21 protein-coding genes are annotated in these 16,411 nt (G+C 56.6%); 17 read left to right on the top strand and 4 right to left on the bottom strand.

The features are described from left to right. Positions 1–40 precede the first annotated feature (40 nt). From galP to ruvX, 7 genes are all read left to right on the top strand, one after another. Complete coding sequence (gene galP / locus CWR52_RS16375) at positions 41–1,438, top strand: galactose/proton symporter (protein WP_008499747.1); 1,398 nt, start codon at positions 41–43, stop codon at positions 1,436–1,438. 58 nt (positions 1,439–1,496) lie between these two features. After that, on the top strand, positions 1,497–1,994 hold the full coding sequence (locus tag CWR52_RS16370; RefSeq protein ID WP_021242073.1) for a SprT family zinc-dependent metalloprotease: 498 nt from the start codon (positions 1,497–1,499) through the stop codon (positions 1,992–1,994). A gap of 94 nt (positions 1,995–2,088) precedes the next feature. Then, on the top strand, positions 2,089–2,796 hold the full coding sequence (gene endA / locus CWR52_RS16365) for a deoxyribonuclease I (RefSeq protein WP_021242074.1): 708 nt from the start codon (positions 2,089–2,091) through the stop codon (positions 2,794–2,796). A 52-nt stretch (positions 2,797–2,848) separates the two neighbouring features. Beyond that, a complete protein-coding gene (gene rsmE, locus CWR52_RS16360; RefSeq protein ID WP_021242075.1) occupies positions 2,849–3,580 on the top strand; it encodes a 16S rRNA (uracil(1498)-N(3))-methyltransferase in 732 nt (243 codons plus the stop codon). 19 nt (positions 3,581–3,599) lie between these two features. Beyond that, a complete protein-coding gene (gene gshB, locus CWR52_RS16355) occupies positions 3,600–4,547 on the top strand; it encodes a glutathione synthase (RefSeq protein WP_104950144.1) in 948 nt (315 codons plus the stop codon). A gap of 87 nt (positions 4,548–4,634) precedes the next feature. Then, positions 4,635–5,195, top strand: a complete 561-nt coding sequence (locus CWR52_RS16350) for a YqgE/AlgH family protein (protein ID WP_008499752.1) — start codon at positions 4,635–4,637, stop codon at positions 5,193–5,195. Then, positions 5,195–5,611, top strand: a complete 417-nt coding sequence (gene ruvX / locus CWR52_RS16345) for a Holliday junction resolvase RuvX (protein WP_021242076.1) — start codon at positions 5,195–5,197, stop codon at positions 5,609–5,611. Before CWR52_RS16350 ends, ruvX begins: the two co-directional genes overlap by 1 nt. Positions 5,612–5,621: 10 nt before the next feature. Here ruvX and CWR52_RS16340 read toward each other — a convergent pair whose 3' ends face one another. Beyond that, positions 5,622–6,602, bottom strand: coding sequence for a type IV pilus twitching motility protein PilT (locus CWR52_RS16340; RefSeq protein WP_104950143.1), 981 nt, complete (start codon positions 6,600–6,602; stop codon positions 5,622–5,624). Positions 6,603–6,619: 17 nt separating this feature from the next. Here CWR52_RS16340 and CWR52_RS16335 point away from each other — a divergent pair, with 17 nt between their 5' ends. From CWR52_RS16335 to CWR52_RS16310, 6 genes are all read left to right on the top strand, one after another. Further along, positions 6,620–7,321: a YggS family pyridoxal phosphate-dependent enzyme gene (locus tag CWR52_RS16335; protein ID WP_104950142.1), complete on the top strand. Its 702-nt coding sequence runs from the start codon at positions 6,620–6,622 to the stop codon at positions 7,319–7,321. Positions 7,322–7,342: 21 nt separating this feature from the next. Continuing rightward, positions 7,343–7,909: a YggT family protein gene (locus CWR52_RS16330; protein ID WP_104950141.1), complete on the top strand. Its 567-nt coding sequence runs from the start codon at positions 7,343–7,345 to the stop codon at positions 7,907–7,909. After that, positions 7,906–8,202 (top strand): DUF167 family protein YggU, encoded by a 297-nt coding sequence (gene yggU / locus CWR52_RS16325; RefSeq protein WP_045909934.1) that lies wholly within the window; start codon positions 7,906–7,908, stop codon positions 8,200–8,202. The genes CWR52_RS16330 and yggU overlap by 4 nt, the downstream gene beginning before the upstream one ends. A gap of 3 nt (positions 8,203–8,205) precedes the next feature. Then, positions 8,206–8,799: an XTP/dITP diphosphatase gene (locus CWR52_RS16320; protein ID WP_104950140.1), complete on the top strand. Its 594-nt coding sequence runs from the start codon at positions 8,206–8,208 to the stop codon at positions 8,797–8,799. Beyond that, positions 8,792–9,934 carry a radical SAM family heme chaperone HemW gene (hemW, locus tag CWR52_RS16315; protein WP_104950139.1) on the top strand — a complete coding sequence of 381 codons (1,143 nt, stop codon included), beginning with the start codon at positions 8,792–8,794 and terminating at the stop codon, positions 9,932–9,934. Before CWR52_RS16320 ends, hemW begins: the two co-directional genes overlap by 8 nt. A gap of 63 nt (positions 9,935–9,997) precedes the next feature. Beyond that, complete coding sequence (locus tag CWR52_RS16310; RefSeq protein ID WP_104950138.1) at positions 9,998–10,336, top strand: endonuclease domain-containing protein; 339 nt, start codon at positions 9,998–10,000, stop codon at positions 10,334–10,336. Between the two features lie 83 nt (positions 10,337–10,419). On the opposite strand, the gene CWR52_RS16305 is transcribed toward CWR52_RS16310, so the two are convergent. From CWR52_RS16305 to trmB, 3 genes are read right to left on the bottom strand one after another with little or no spacing between them, the layout of a single operon-like run. Continuing rightward, positions 10,420–11,136, bottom strand: coding sequence for a DUF2884 domain-containing protein (locus CWR52_RS16305; RefSeq protein WP_104950137.1), 717 nt, complete (start codon positions 11,134–11,136; stop codon positions 10,420–10,422). A gap of 56 nt (positions 11,137–11,192) precedes the next feature. Further along, positions 11,193–11,519 (bottom strand): YggL family protein, encoded by a 327-nt coding sequence (locus tag CWR52_RS16300; protein ID WP_003862421.1) that lies wholly within the window; start codon positions 11,517–11,519, stop codon positions 11,193–11,195. Beyond that, positions 11,519–12,238 (bottom strand): tRNA (guanosine(46)-N7)-methyltransferase TrmB, encoded by a 720-nt coding sequence (trmB, locus tag CWR52_RS16295; RefSeq protein WP_104950136.1) that lies wholly within the window; start codon positions 12,236–12,238, stop codon positions 11,519–11,521. The genes CWR52_RS16300 and trmB overlap by 1 nt, the downstream gene beginning before the upstream one ends. A gap of 138 nt (positions 12,239–12,376) precedes the next feature. On the opposite strand from trmB, the gene mutY reads away from it, so the two are divergent. The 4 genes from mutY (at position 12,377) to CWR52_RS16275 (ending at position 16,409) form a co-directional block, all read left to right on the top strand. Then, entirely contained in the window at positions 12,377–13,435 is a 1,059-nt protein-coding gene (gene mutY, locus CWR52_RS16290; RefSeq protein ID WP_104950135.1) for an A/G-specific adenine glycosylase, read from the top strand. Positions 13,436–13,460: 25 nt separating this feature from the next. After that, positions 13,461–13,733, top strand: coding sequence for an oxidative damage protection protein (locus CWR52_RS16285; protein WP_008499765.1), 273 nt, complete (start codon positions 13,461–13,463; stop codon positions 13,731–13,733). A gap of 124 nt (positions 13,734–13,857) precedes the next feature. Further along, positions 13,858–14,934 (top strand): membrane-bound lytic murein transglycosylase MltC, encoded by a 1,077-nt coding sequence (gene mltC / locus CWR52_RS16280; RefSeq protein WP_014885201.1) that lies wholly within the window; start codon positions 13,858–13,860, stop codon positions 14,932–14,934. Between the two features lie 218 nt (positions 14,935–15,152). Next, positions 15,153–16,409, top strand: a complete 1,257-nt coding sequence (locus tag CWR52_RS16275) for a nucleoside permease (protein ID WP_008499767.1) — start codon at positions 15,153–15,155, stop codon at positions 16,407–16,409. The last annotated feature ends 2 nt before the right edge of the window (positions 16,410–16,411 follow it).

Here is a 16,411-nt window from a genome sequence, read left to right as displayed (position 1 = left end):
CTTAACATCAATAAAACTGATAACCCAACTGGAGGGCATAATGCCTGACAATAAAAAACAGGGGCGTACGTCCAACAAGGCGATGACATTCTTCGTCTGTTTCCTCGCCGCCCTGGCAGGATTACTTTTTGGCCTGGATATCGGCGTGATTGCCGGTGCATTACCTTTCATCACTGACGAGTTCCAGATCAGCGCTCACACCCAGGAATGGGTAGTCAGCTCCATGATGTTTGGCGCGGCCGTCGGGGCCGTCGGCAGCGGCTGGCTCTCCTTCAAGCTCGGGCGTAAAAAGAGCCTGATGATCGGCGCAATCCTGTTCGTTGCCGGTTCACTCTTCTCGGCCGCTGCGCCTAACGTTGAGGTTCTGCTGGTTTCCCGCGTGCTGCTCGGCCTTGCCGTGGGCGTGGCGTCCTATACCGCCCCGCTCTACCTGTCTGAAATCGCGCCGGAGAAAATCCGCGGCAGTATGATTTCGATGTACCAGCTGATGATCACCATCGGTATCCTGGGCGCGTACCTCTCCGATACGGCGTTTAGCTACAGCGGCGCATGGCGCTGGATGCTCGGCGTGATCATCATCCCTGCAGTTCTGCTGCTGATTGGCGTCTTCTTCCTGCCGGACAGTCCGCGCTGGTTTGCTGCAAAACGTCGCTTCCACGATGCCGAACGCGTGCTGATGCGCCTGCGCGATACCAGCGCAGAAGCGAAAAACGAGCTGGAAGAGATCCGCGAAAGCCTGAAGGTCAAACAGTCCGGCTGGGCGCTGTTTAAAGAGAACAGCAACTTCCGCCGCGCGGTGTTCCTCGGCGTGCTGCTGCAGGTGATGCAGCAGTTCACGGGGATGAACGTCATCATGTACTACGCGCCAAAAATCTTTGAACTGGCGGGTTATACCAACACCACCGAGCAGATGTGGGGGACCGTCATCGTGGGTCTGACCAACGTGCTGGCGACCTTTATCGCCATCGGTCTGGTGGACCGCTGGGGACGTAAGCCAACCCTGACGCTGGGCTTCCTGGTGATGGCGGCCGGTATGGGCGTCCTCGGTACCATGATGCATGTGGGCATTCACTCCCCAACCGCCCAGTACTTTGCGGTAGGCATGCTGCTGATGTTTATCGTCGGATTTGCGATGAGCGCCGGGCCGCTGATCTGGGTGCTGTGCTCTGAGATCCAGCCGCTGAAAGGGCGTGATTTTGGTATCACCTGCTCTACCGCAACCAACTGGATTGCTAACATGATCGTCGGCGCAACGTTCCTGACCATGCTCAATACTCTGGGTAATGCCAATACCTTCTGGGTCTACGCCGGTCTGAACATCTTCTTTATTGTGCTGACCATCTGGCTGGTTCCAGAAACCAAACACGTGTCTCTGGAACATATTGAACGTAACCTGATGAAAGGTCGTCCTCTGCGCGAAATCGGCGCCCACGACTGATCCTCTTACGGGAGGCGCCTCTTGCGCCTCCCCGCTTCGCGCTTTATGCTCTGCCCCTATGAAAGCACCCCGTCTCCCCATCGCCATTCAGCAGGCCGTTATGCGCAGCCTGCGGGAAAAACTCGCCCAGGCGAACCTGAAACTCGGTCGCAACTACCCTGAACCCAAACTCGTCTACCAGCAGCGTGGCACCTCGGCCGGTACCGCCTGGCTTGAGTCGTATGAGATCCGCCTTAACCCGGTGCTGATGATGGAAAACCAGCAGGCGTTTATCGATGAAGTGGTGCCGCACGAGCTGGCGCATCTGCTGGTGTGGAAACACTTTGGCCGCGTCGCGCCGCATGGAAAAGAGTGGAAGTGGATGATGGAGGCGGTGCTCGGCGTTCCGGCCCGCCGCACGCATCAGTTCGAGCTGGAATCGGTACGCCGCAATACCTTCCCCTACCGCTGTCAGTGCCAGCAGCACCAGCTTACCGTCCGTCGCCATAATCGCGTGGTGCGCGGCGAGGCGACCTACCGCTGCGTCAAATGCGGCGAGCCGCTGGTGGCGGAATAATTATCTGAACTTTCAGGAACTTTCCTGATCTGACTGATTGCATACAGGAACAACATTCGTTACGTTGCGGGCTCGTTTTGACACGGAGTGTAAAATGTCCCGTAATTTTTCTCTTGCGGTCGCCTTTTTGACGACAGCGCTCTCAGGCCACGCCCTGGCCGACGGTATCAACAGTTTCTCTCAGGCCAAAGCGGCCGGTGTTAAGGTCAACGCCGACGTGCCGGGCGATTTCTACTGTGGCTGTAAAATTAACTGGCAGGGTAAAAAAGGGGTCGTTGACCTTGAATCCTGCGGCTACAAGGTGCGTAAAAACGAAAACCGCGCCAGCCGTATTGAATGGGAACATGTCGTTCCGGCATGGCAGTTTGGCCACCAGCGCCAGTGCTGGCAGGATGGCGGACGTAAAAACTGCGCCAAAGACCCGGTTTACCGCCAGATGGAAAGTGATATGCATAACCTGCAGCCTGCCGTGGGTGAGGTGAACGGCGACCGGGGTAACTTCATGTACAGCCAGTGGAACGGTGGCGAAGGCCAGTATGGCCAGTGCGGAATGAAGATTGATTTTAAAGAGAAAGTCGCCGAGCCCCCTGCTCGCGCGCGCGGCAGCATTGCCCGCACCTACTTCTATATGCGCGACCGTTACGATCTCAACCTTTCCCGCCAGCAGACGCAGCTGTTCAACGCCTGGGACAAGCAGTACCCGGTGACGGAGTGGGAATGCCAGCGCGACGAACGTATCGCCAGAGTCCAGGGGAATCACAACCCTTACGTCCAGCGGGCTTGCCAGGCGCAAAAGAGCTAACCTACACTAGCGGCAATTCGCTTACATCGTATGAGACACGGAATTTCTGACTATGCGCATTCCCCGCATTTACCATCCTGAACTGATTACCGCAGGCCGCGAAATCGCCCTGTCTGATGACGCCGCCAACCACGTTGGCCGCGTGCTGCGCATGGGCGCCGGTCAGGCAATACAGCTGTTCGACGGCTCGAACCAGGTTTTCGACGCCGAAATTACGCGGGCAGATAAAAAAAGCGTACATGTGAACGTCCTGCGCGGTGAAGTGGATGACCGGGAATCACCGCTGCACATCCATCTGGGCCAGGTGATGTCGCGCGGCGAGAAAATGGAGTTCACGATCCAGAAATCCATTGAACTGGGTGTAAGCCTCATTACGCCACTTTTTTCTGAGCGCTGTGGCGTTAAACTGGATGCGGAACGTCTGAACAAAAAGATCCAGCAGTGGCAGAAAATTGCCATTGCGGCTTGCGAACAGAGTGGCCGCAACCGGATTCCGGAGATCCGCCCGGCGATGGATCTGGAGGAGTGGTGTGCTGAAGAGGACAGTGGGCTGAAGCTCAATCTTCATCCGCGCGCCAGCGCCAGCATCAATACGCTGCCCCTGCCCGTTGAGCGCGTACGCCTGCTGATTGGCCCCGAAGGCGGCCTGTCGGCGGACGAAATTGCGATGACGGCACGTTACCAGTTTACTGATATTCTGTTGGGACCTCGCGTTCTGCGCACTGAGACAACGGCACTCACGGCCATTACCGCGCTACAGGTACGGTTTGGCGATCTGGGTTGAAGCATTAACGGAGAAGAACATGATCAAGCTCGGCATCGTGATGGACCCCATCGCAAACATTAACATCAAGAAAGATTCCAGCTTCGCCATGCTGCTGGAAGCGCAGCGTCGCGGCTATGAACTCCACTATATGGAGATGAACGATCTTTACCTGATCAACGGTGAAGCCCGCGCCCGCACCCGCATCGTTAACGTCGAGCAGAACTACGACAAATGGTACGCGTTCGGCACCGAGCAGGACATTGCCCTGGCCGATCTCAACGTCATCCTGATGCGTAAAGATCCACCGTTCGACACCGAATACATCTACAGCACCTACATCCTTGAGCGTGCAGAAGAGAAAGGCACGCTGATCGTCAACAAGCCGCAGAGCCTGCGCGACTGCAACGAGAAGCTCTACACCGCCTGGTTCTCTGACCTGACGCCGGAAACCCTGGTGACCCGCAGCAAAGCACAGCTGAAGGAATTCTGGCAGAAGCACGGCGACATCATCATGAAGCCGCTGGACGGCATGGGCGGCGCGTCGATTTTCCGCGTGAAAGAAGGCGATCCGAACATTGGCGTGATTGCCGAAACGCTGACCGAACTGGGCACGCGTTACTGCATGGCACAGAACTATATTCCGGCGATCAAAGACGGCGACAAACGCGTTCTGGTGGTGGATGGCGAACCGGTTCCTTACTGCCTGGCACGTATCCCGCAGGGTGGCGAAACCCGCGGTAACCTGGCGGCCGGTGGCCGCGGCGAGCCGCGCCCGCTGACCGAAAGCGACTGGGAAATTGCCCGCCGCGTTGGCCCGACGCTGAAAGCCAAAGGCCTGATCTTCGTTGGCCTGGATATCATCGGCGATCGTCTGACCGAAGTGAACGTCACCAGCCCGACCTGCATTCGTGAAATTGAAGCGGAATTCCCGATCTCAATTACCGGAATGCTGATGGACGCTATCGAAAAACGTTTACAGAAATAACCTAACAATACTATTAGTGACAGCGCCTGTGTTTGTCCCCATACTGGGCGCTGTCGCTTTTTAAACCAGGAAACAGTACCACTGACAATGAATTTACAGCATCACTTTCTTATTGCCATGCCTGCTCTCCAGGACCCGATTTTTCGCCGCGCCGTGGTTTATATTTGTGAATACAATGAAGACGGCGCGATGGGCATTATCATCAATAAACCGCTGGAAAACCTGCAGGTTGAAGGGATTCTGGACAAGCTGAAAATACCGGCTGAAGCGCGACTGCCGGAAATCCGGCTTGATAAGCCCGTGATGCTGGGTGGACCTCTTGCAGAAGATCGCGGCTTTATCTTGCATACGCCGCCGGTATTCTCTTCCAGCATTCGCATCTCCGACAACACCGTTATCACCACCTCGCGTGACGTGCTCGAAACGCTGGGCACCGCAGAGCAGCCTTCTGAAGTGCTGGTCGCGCTGGGCTATTCGTCGTGGGAGAAAGGCCAGCTTGAGCAAGAGATCCTCGATAACGCCTGGCTCACCGCGCCTGCGGACATGAATATCCTGTTTAAAACCCCTATCGCCGATCGCTGGCGCGATGCGGCGAAGCTGATTGGCATTGATATTCTGACCATGCCAGGTGTAGCGGGGCACGCGTGATGAGCGGAACGCTTCTGGCATTCGATTTTGGCACCAAAAGCATTGGCGTTGCCGTGGGTCAGCGCATCACCGGTACCGCGCGGCCGCTTACGGCCCTGAAGGCCAATGACGGTACGCCGGACTGGAACCTCATTGAGCGTCTGCTCAAAGAGTGGCAGCCGGACGACGTGATTGTTGGGCTGCCGCTGAACATGGACGGCACGGAACAGCCGCTTACCGCCCGGGCACGTAAGTTCGCCAATAAAATCCATGGCCGGTTTGGCGTCTCCGTGAAGCTTCACGACGAGCGTCTTAGCACCGTCGAAGCGCGAGCGGGTCTGTTTGAGCACGGCGGCTTCCGCGCGCTGAACAAAGGCAGCGTGGACTCCGCTTCTGCCGTCATCATCCTCGAAAGCTATTTCGAGCAGGGCTTTTGAACGCAGGGGCCTACAGCCGCCCCTGCGCCCGTCTCTCGGCCAGGCTCTGATCAAAGTTCTGCATTCCTGCCTGCTGACCGGTCTGGATGATGCCGGGCAGTTGCCACGTTTTCCCTTCACGAATCAGATTCGCCGCCGCTGCGGTGTTCACCAGCAGTTCATACAACGCGACGCGCCCGCCCTGTAGATCGGGAAGCAGCTTTTGCGCCAGCACCGCCCGCAGGCTGCCGGCCAGCTGGTTACGCACCGGATCTTTCTCCTGCGCCGGGAACGTATCGACCAGCCGTTCAATCGCCTGCGATGCCCCGCGCGTATGCAGGGTCGCCAGCACCAGATGCCCGGTCTCTGCTGCCGTTAGCGCCAGGCGGATCGTTTCGCTGTCGCGCAGCTCCCCGAGCAAAATCACGTCAGGATCCTGGCGTAAGGCGCTGCGCAGCGCGTCGGCAAATGACGGGCTGTGCTGACCAATCTCCCGCTGCTGGATCAGGCAACGCTCGCTCTGGTAGATAAATTCCACCGGATCTTCGAGCGTGAGGATATGGCCGTCAGTGTGGTGGTTGAGAAAATCGACCATCGCCGCCAGCGTCGTGGATTTACCGCTGCCGGTCGCCCCCGTCACCAGAATCAACCCGGACTCATTGGTTAACAATTCCGGGATGGCCCTCGGCGCACCCAGTGAAGCGAGCTGCGGACAGGTACGCGGCAACAGCCGCAGCGTCACGGAGACACCGCGCATCTGCTTAAAGGCACTGCCGCGCAGGCGCTGGCCTCCCGTCACCGTCGCGGCAAAGTCCACCTGCCCGTTCGCCCACCATGTTCCCTGCTGCTCATCGTTGAGCCACGCTTTTAATAACGCCCCAACGTCGGGAGGCGGAAAGGGAGCAGGCTCAAGTCGGCCTAATCTGCGCCAGCGCGGTGGCGAATCACTGCACAGGTGTAGATCGGAGACGTTATGCTTTACACTAAGGGTCACAATTTCTTCCACATCCATAGACTACTCCTCGGAAAATGAACGACATTGCGCATAACCTGGCACAGGTCCGGGACAAAATCTCAGCCGCTGCAGCGCGTTGCGGCCGGGCTTCAGAAGAAATTACGCTGCTTGCAGTCAGCAAAACCAAGCCTGCGAGCGCCATCGCAGAAGCCATTGACGCAGGCCAGCAGGCCTTTGGTGAAAACTACGTGCAGGAAGGCGTGGATAAAATTCGCTACTTCCAGGAACAGGGGAAGACGAGTCTGCAATGGCACTTTATTGGCCCACTGCAGTCGAACAAAAGCCGTCTGGTGGCAGAGCACTTCGACTGGTGCCATACCATCGACCGTCTGCGTATTGCTACCCGTCTGAATGACCAGCGTCCGGCAGAGATGCCGGCTCTCAACGTGCTGATTCAGGTCAACATCAGTGACGAAAACAGCAAGTCCGGCATTGCGCTGAGCGAGCTGGATGCGCTGGCAGCCGAAGTGGCCGAACTGCCGCGCTTAACCCTGCGTGGTTTGATGGCAATCCCGGCGCCTGAGTCAAGTTATGAAAGGCAGTTTGCCGTGGCACAGCAAATGGCTGTAGCATTTGAGGCGCTTAAAGCGCGCTATCACACGGTAGACACGCTTTCTCTGGGCATGTCGGATGATATGGAAGCCGCCATTGCGGCAGGCAGCACGATGGTGCGCATCGGCACGGCAATTTTCGGTGCGCGCGATTACTCAAAATAATAAGGAAACCTGAGGAACGCCATGAAGACGTTGACTTTCCTGCTCTCAACGGTCATTGAGCTGTACACGATGGCGCTTTTGCTGCGCGTCTGGATGCAGTGGGCCCGCTGTGATTTTTACAATCCGTTCTCGCAGTTTGTCGTGAAAATCACGCAACCTGTTGTCGGACCGCTGCGCCGTATTATCCCGGCCATGGGTCCCATCGACAGCTCGTCTCTGCTGGTGGCGTTTATTCTGAGCATTATCAAAGCGATCGTGCTGTTTATGGTCATCACCTTCCAGCCGATTATCTGGATTGCCGCCGTCCTGATCCTGATTAAAACCATCGGGTCGCTGATCTTCTGGGTGCTGCTGGTGATGGCGATCATGAGCTGGGTAAGCCAGGGGCGCAGTCCAGTGGAATATGCCCTGATCCAGCTGACTGAACCGCTGCTGCGTCCGATTCGCAACCTGTTGCCTTCAATGGGCGGAATCGACTTCTCCCCGATGATCCTGGTGCTGCTGCTGTATGTGGCCAATATGGGGATTGCCGAGCTGTTACAGGCCACGGGCAACATGCTGCTGCCGGGGCTGTGGATGGCGCTATGAGTGCAGTAAGCACCTGCGCTGACGGGCTGGTTTTACGGCTGTATATTCAGCCGAAAGCCAGCCGTGACAATATTGTTGGACTGCATGGCGACGAGTTAAAAGTCGCCATCACCGCCCCGCCGGTTGACGGCCAGGCGAACGCGCATCTGACCAAATATCTGGCAAAACAGTTTCGCGTCGCCAAAAGCCAGGTCATCATTGAAAAAGGCGAACTGGGGCGACATAAACAGGTAAAAATCCTTAATCCGCAATCTATCCCGACGGAAGTCGCGGCTCTGACAGAACAGGACTAAACCATGCAGAAAGTTGTTCTCGCGACCGGCAACGCCGGTAAAGTACGCGAGCTGGCCTCGCTATTAAATGATTTTGGTCTGGACGTGGTCGCCCAGACCGATCTTGGCGTGGAGTCCGCCGAAGAGACGGGGCTGACGTTTATTGAAAACGCGATCATTAAAGCGCGCCACGCTGCGCAGATTACCGGCCTGCCCGCGATTGCTGACGACTCCGGCCTGGCCGTGGATTTTCTCGGCGGTGCGCCGGGGATTTACTCCGCGCGCTATTCCGGCGTTGACGCCACCGACCAGCAGAATCTGGAAAAGCTGCTTGTCGCCCTGAAAGATGTACCGGACGAACAGCGCACCGCGCAGTTCCACTGCGTACTGGTTTATATGCGTCATGCGGAAGACCCGACGCCTATCGTCTGCCACGGCAGTTGGCCGGGCGTGATTACCCGTGAAGCAACTGGCAACGGCGGCTTTGGCTACGACCCGATTTTCTTTGTCCCGACCGAGGGCAAAACCGCTGCGGAACTGACCCGCGAAGAGAAAAGCGCGATCTCCCACCGTGGGCGCGCGCTGAAACTGTTACTGGAAGCACTGCGTAATGGCTAATTTGCCACCTCTGAGTCTTTATATTCACATCCCGTGGTGCGTGCAGAAATGCCCATACTGCGATTTCAACTCGCACGCGCTGAAGGGCGAAGTGCCGCACGATGACTACGTTGCGCATCTGCTGGCCGACCTGGACGCCGATGTACCTTACGCACAGGGACGTGAAGTTAAGACCATTTTCATTGGTGGCGGTACGCCGAGCCTGCTGTCAGGCCCGGCGATGCAAACGCTGCTGGATGGCGTGCGTGCGCGCCTGAACCTGGCAGCGGATGCTGAACTTACGATGGAAGCCAACCCCGGCACCGTTGAGGCCGACCGTTTTGTCGACTATCAGCGCGCGGGCGTTAACCGCATCTCCATCGGCGTGCAGAGCTTTAGCGAGCCGAAACTGAAGCGCCTGGGGCGTATTCACGGCCCGGAAGAGGCGAAGCGCGCGGCACACCTGGCGACCGGGCTTAATCTTCGCAGCTTTAACCTCGATCTGATGCACGGCCTGCCGGATCAGTCGCTGGACGAGGCGCTGGACGACCTGCGTCAGGCAATCGAACTGAACCCGCCGCACCTGTCGTGGTATCAGCTCACCATCGAGCCCAACACCCTGTTTGGCTCGCGTCCGCCGGTGCTGCCGGATGACGACGCGCTGTGGGATATCTTCGAGCAGGGCCACCAGCTGTTAACGGCTGCGGGCTATCAGCAGTATGAAACGTCGGCGTATGCGAAGCCGGGCTACCAGTGTCAGCACAACCTGAACTACTGGCGTTTTGGCGACTATCTCGGGATTGGCTGCGGCGCGCATGGTAAGGTGACTTTCCCGGACGGGCGCATTCTGCGCACCGCCAAAACCCGTCATCCGCGCGGCTATATGGAAGGCCGCTACCTGGAGCGTCAGCACGACGTCGAGGCGGCAGATAAACCGTTTGAGTTCTTTATGAACCGCTTCCGCCTGCTGGAAGCCGCGCCGCGCGCGGAGTTTGCGCTGTTTACCGGCCTGCCGGAATCGGTGATTCGCCCGCAGATCGACGAGGCACTGTCACAGGGATATCTCACGGAATGTGATGATTACTGGCAGATCACCGAGCACGGCAAACTGTTCCTGAACTCCCTTCTTGAGCTGTTCCTCGCCGAAGATTCCTGAAGGCTGATTCAGGATTTTGCATCCCGTTCTGCCGGCTGAGGGAAAGGCTGGCAGAGTGTGGGGATGGAAAAATCAAAACAACTCCGCAAACAAATGACACCCGAAGAATTACGCCTTTGGTATTTGCTCAGAGGTCGTCGTTTCTTCGGGTATAAGTTTCGTCGTCAGATGCCGGTTGGGCCTTATATCGTGGATTTTGCCTGCTTTAAGGCGAAGCTGATTATTGAGCTGGACGGTGGGCAGCATCAGAACAAAGAGAAGTATGATTCTCACCGTACCGAGTTTTTGAATGCGAACGGCTGGGAAGTCGTACGGTTCTGGAATAATGAATTCAGGACTAATGAGGAGGAGGTGCTGATGGCTATTTTGCAACGATTGCAATGCCTGATGCCCTCACCCTAACCCTCTCCCACAGGGAGAGGGAACTGGTTACTCCCTCTCCCTGCGGGAGAGGGCCGGGGTGAGGGGGCCTGCGCGCAGAGGCGTTACTTCAACGTCCCCACCAGCGCCTTCCGGCTGTCTTCCAGCGACACCACGCGTTTACACACGTCTTTGCCGAACTGCTGGAAATCATCTTCCTGGTTTTTCCACTCGTTCTGAATGGAGGTTTGCAGGCCGCCCAGACTGCCCAGCACGCCCTGCAGCGGGTTACCGCCGCCTTTCAGCACCGCTTTGGCACCCATCTCGTTGATGCTGTCCTGCAGGATGCCGCCCATCGCCTGGTTCACCAGCTGCTGCCCGTCGGCACGAACCTGATCAATCGCCTTATAGTGGAACGTCAGGCCGTCGGAGCGCGTCTCGATAATCCGGTTCATCTGCTCTTTAAGCTGCTTGTCCAGCTTCGTCAGGCGGGTGCGCATGTTGCTGCTCTCCCCCACCTCTTTGGTGATGATCTTATCCAGCGCCACGCGGCTCTTTTCGACGCGCGTCAGGGCACCTTCATTAATCCACGGCAGCGCGGTACGCAATTCGGACTGGTAGTCTTTCGCCTGCTCGCGCTGTGCGGCAGTCAGGTTGTACTGCTTGCCGTTATAGGTGACGTTCCCTTCTGGCGTAATTACCAGATTGCCGTTCTCGCCTTTGACCTGCACGGTTTGCGGGCTTAACACCACGTCATCACGCGGGGTGACGCTACATTTATACTCCGCATGGGCGGTGAATCCGGTTGCCAATAAAGCAACTGCCAGCAACGTTTTGCGCATCTTAAACACTCCCTCAGACAAAACGGGCCAGCTAATGCTGGCCCTTGACTGCTTTATTAGTCCCACCAAACGTCGAAAAGTTCGCTGACGCGGACATCTTCGAGCTTGTGGTCCTCAAGCCATTTACGGACCAGAGCCTGATGTTCTTCGGTGCATTTACCCACTTCCTGGGTGCAGATCAGACCTTCCCAGGCCAGATAGCCGCTACCGTCGAAGGCCAGTTTGTTTGGCTCGATCACCTCGTTGATGAATGCATCCACGTCCTGATCGATCTGCTCAACGCTGGTGCCTTCCGGGAAACGCCAGGCAACGGAGAAGCCCACTTCCTGGAATTCTTCGATGTGCATCTTTTTACGCAGACGACGGCTACGATTCTTTGCCATTATTTCACCCTCTCGAACATTAAGTCCCATACACCGTGACCAAGACGATGGCCACGCTGTTCAAATTTCGTTACCGGACGCGATTCCGGACGCGGTACATAGTCGTTGCTCGCAGACTGGTTATTGTAACCGTCCAGCGACGACATCACTTCCAGCATATGTTCCGCATACGGTTCCCAGTCGGTCGCCATATGGAAGACACCGCCCAGCTTCAGCTTGCTTTTCACCAGCTCGGCAAACGGCGCCTGAACGATACGGCGTTTATTATGACGCGCTTTGTGCCACGGGTCAGGGAAAAAGAGCTGAACCATGGTTAAAGAATTGTCAGGAATCATTTTGTGCAGCACTTCCACCGCGTCGTGACACATCACGCGCAGGTTCTCAACGCCCTCTTCATGGGCCGTTGCCAGACACGCACCAACGCCCGGCGAATGCACTTCGATACCAAGGAAGTTCTGCTCCGGGCGCGCTTTCGCCATGGTCACCAGCGAGGCGCCCATACCGAAGCCAATTTCAAGCGTGACCGGCGCGTCGCGGCCAAACAGCTCGGCAAAATCCAGAGGCTGCTCGCTGAACTCAACGCCCATCACCGGCCAGTAGTTGTCCAGCGCGTGTTGCTGACCTTTTGTCAGGCGGCCCTGACGACGGACAAAGCTGCGAATACGGCGCAGCGGGCGGCCGTTTTCATCAAATTCCGGTGAAATGACGTCGTTTTTCATAAAAGAGTTGTCTGCTTGTGAGAATGTTCGGGAAACGGGCATTATCCAAAGTTAAGGCTTCTATGCAAGCATGGGAAAGATCCGGTTTACAGCAGATTGACGCTGTGCTGCAATCTGCGTCCCTGATTATGCGAATCGATGACCATGCAAGCCTCTCAATTTTCAGCCCAGGTGCTGGACTGGTACGACAAATACGGGCGTAAAACCCTGCCCTGGCAAATTGAAAAAACGCCTTACAAAGTATGGCTCTCCGAGGTGATGTTGCAACAAACGCAGGTCACCACGGTAATCCCTTACTTCGAGCGTTTTATGGCGCGCTTCCCGACGGTGACCGATCTGGCCAACGCCCCGCTGGACGAGGTGCTGCACCTGTGGACCGGTCTTGGCTATTACGCCCGCGCGCGTAACCTTCACAAAGCCGCTCAGCAGGTTGCGACGCGCCACAACGGGAAATTCCCGGAAACCTTCGACGAGGTGGCCGATCTCCCCGGCGTGGGACGCTCAACCGCAGGCGCGATTCTCTCCCTGTCTTTAGGCAAGCATTTCCCGATCCTCGACGGCAACGTAAAGCGCGTGCTGGCACGCTGCTATGCCGTTGACGGCTGGCCGGGGAAGAAGGACGTTGAAAAACGCCTGTGGGAAATCAGTGAAGCGGTCACCCCGGCCAACGGCGTCGAGCGCTTCAACCAGGCGATGATGGATCTCGGCGCCATGGTCTGCACGCGCTCAAAACCCAAATGCGAACTCTGCCCGGTGAATAACCTCTGCGTGGCGTATGCCAACCATTCCTGGGCGCAGTATCCGGGCAAGAAGCCCAAACAGACGCTGCCGGAGCGCACCGGCTATATGCTGCTGATGCAGCACGGCGATGAGGTCTTCCTCGCCCAGCGTCCGCCGAGCGGTCTGTGGGGTGGTCTATACTGCTTCCCACAGTTTGAAGATGAAGACTTGCTGCGTGAATGGCTTAAACAGCGTGGGATTGCTGCCGATAACCTGACGCAGCTGACCGCGTTTCGCCACACCTTCAGCCATTTCCACCTGGATATTGTGCCGATGTGGCTTCCCGTGTCGTCATTTGCCTCGTGCATGGATGAAGGCACCGCTCTCTGGTATAACTTAGCGCAACCGCCATCAGTCGGGCTGGCGGCTCCCGTGGAGCGCCTGTTACAGCAATTACGTGCCGGTGCAATGGTTTAGCATCGGTCAAAAAAGAGGAATGAGTATGGCCAGAACGATTTTTTGTACTTTCCTGCAGCGTGATGCTGAAGGCCAGGATTTCCAGCTTTATCCGGGCGAGCTGGGTAAACGCATCTACAATGAAATCTCCAAAGAAGCCTGGGGACAGTGGCAGAAGAAGCAGACCATGCTGATCAACGAGAAGAAACTCAGCATGATGAACCCGGAACACCGCAAGCTGCTGGAGCAGGAGATGGTGAGCTTCCTGTTCGAAGGTAAAGACGTGCACATCGAAGGCTATACGCCACCGGAAAAATAATATCGAGCGGCTGTTGCCGGGTGGCGCTACGCTTACCCGGCCTACTAAACCGTAGGCCCGTGCAAGCGTAGCGCCGCCGGGCAACAGCAACGACCAGGCAAACACAACACGCACTCCCGGAATGATGAAAAAACTTTTAGCGCTAGCCCTTGTTGCGCCGTTGCTGGTCTCGTGTTCGTCAAAAAAAGGCGATGATTACAACGAGGCCTGGATCAAGGATACCAACGGTTTTGACATTTTGATGGGGCAGTTTGCCCATAACATCGAGAATATATGGGGATTTAACGAAGTTCTTATTGCCGGTCCTAAGGACTACGTTAAGTACACCGACGCCTATCTGACCCGTAGCCACATCAACTTTGATGAGGGGACGATCACGATTGAGACCATCGCAGGCACGGACCCTGCGGCTCGACTCCGTCAGGCGATTATTAAAACCCTGCTTATGGGTGACGATCCGGGCTCTATCGATCTCTACTCCGATGCCGACGATATCACCATCTCGAAAGAGCCGTTCCTGTACGGTCAGGTTGTCGATCAGACCGGTCAGCCGATCCGCTGGGAAGGTCGCGCCACGAAATTTGCCGACTACCTGCTGCAGACGCGCCTGAAGAGCCGCTCTAACGGTCTGAAGATTATCTACAGCGTCACCATCAACCTCGTCCCGAACCACCTCGACAAGCGTGCGCATAAGTATCTGGGCATGGTGCGTCAGGCCTCGCGTAAGTACGGCGTGGATGAGTCGCTGATCCTGGCAATTATGCAGACCGAATCCTCGTTTAACCCGTATGCGGTAAGCCGTTCCGACGCCCTGGGGCTGATGCAGGTGGTACAGCACAGCGCCGGAAAAGATGTCTTCCGCGCGCAGGGGAAATCCGGCACGCCGAGCCGCAGCTATCTGTTCGACCCGCAGAGCAACATTGATACCGGTACCGCCTATCTGGCGATGCTGAACAATGTGTACCTCGGCGGTATCGATAACCCAACGTCGCGTCGCTATGCGGTGATCACCGCCTATAACGGCGGCGCGGGCAGCGTGCTGCGCGTCTTCTCGAATGACAAAGTGCAGGCTGCGAACATCATCAACAGCATGGCGCCGGGGGATGTTTACTCCACCCTCACCACCCGCCACCCGTCTGCGGAATCCCGCCGGTACCTGTATAAGGTGAATACGGCGCAGAAAAACTATCGTCGTCGATAATCAACACACCTTCTCCTGCAAGGAGAAGGTGTTCTGCTTTCCCCCACCCATACAAAAATGTTATTTGCATCACAATCCAAACTGCAAATTAATGTGGATTGCATTTTTTTGCGGGAGGTAACAAAACATATCGTTGCCAACTGATAGAATTGCATCAAATAACAACCCTGAATGTTCCTATAACAACATATCTCCCGCTCACTTGTGAGGAAAGTAACATGAACCTTAAGCTGCAGCTTAAAATATTGTCGTTTCTGCAGTTCTGCCTGTGGGGTAGCTGGCTGACTACACTCGGCTCCTATATGTTTGTGACGCTCAAGTTCGATGGTGCGTCAATCGGTGCCGTATACAGCTCGCTCGGTATTGCGGCGGTCTTCATGCCGACGCTGCTGGGGATCGTGGCGGATAAATGGCTAAGCGCCAAATGGCTGTACATGCTTTGCCATCTGGTGGGCGCGGGGACGCTGTTTATGGCAGCCCAGGTGACCACGCCGGGGGCAATGTTCATGGTGATCCTGCTTAACTCGCTGGCCTATATGCCAACGCTTGGGCTGATCAACACCATCTCCTACTACCGCCTGAAATCCGCGGATATGGATATCGTGACCGATTTCCCGCCAATCCGTATCTGGGGCACCATCGGCTTTATCATGGCGATGTGGGGCGTGAGCTTCGCGGGCTTCGAACTGAGCCATATGCAGCTCTATATCGGTGCGGCGCTCTCCGTGCTGCTGGCGATCTTCACCCTGACGCTGCCAACCATTCCGGTGTCTAACCAGCAGAAAAACCAGAGCTGGAGCACCATGCTCGGCCTGGATGCCTTCGCGCTGTTCAAAAACAAACGCATGGCGATCTTCTTTATCTTTTCCATGCTGCTGGGCGCGGAGCTGCAGATCACCAACATGTTCGGCAACACCTTCCTGCACAGCTTCGATAACAATCCGCTGTTCTCCGGCAGCTTTATCGTTGAACATGCGTCGGTGATGATGTCCATCTCTCAGATCTCTGAGACGCTGTTCATCCTGACCATCCCGTTCTTCCTGAGCCGCTACGGCATCAAGAACGTCATGCTGATCAGTATCGCGGCGTGGATGTTGCGCTTCGGTCTGTTCGCCTACGGCGACCCAAGCCCGTTCGGCACCGTGCTGCTGGTGCTGTCGATGATTGTTTACGGCTGCGCCTTCGACTTCTTCAACATCTCCGGTTCGGTGTTTGTGGAAAAAGAAGTGAAGCCTGAAATCCGCGCCAGCGCGCAGGGTATGTTCCTGATGATGACCAACGGCTTCGGCTGTATTCTGGGCGGCGTGGTGAGCGGTAAAGTGGTTGAGATGTACACCACCAACGGCATCACCAACTGGCAGCCGGTGTGGCTGATCTTCGCGGCGTACTCGCTGGTGCTGTTCTTCGCGTTCATCGCGCTGTTCAAGTACAAGCACGTGCGTGAACCGCACGGTGCGCAGCCGATCGCGCATTGATT

This window comes from Enterobacter sp. SGAir0187, assembly GCF_002952735.2.
In the GTDB taxonomy this organism is placed as follows: domain Bacteria; phylum Pseudomonadota; class Gammaproteobacteria; order Enterobacterales; family Enterobacteriaceae; genus Enterobacter; species Enterobacter quasiroggenkampii.
This window is presented reverse-complemented; position numbering and strand designations above follow the sequence as displayed.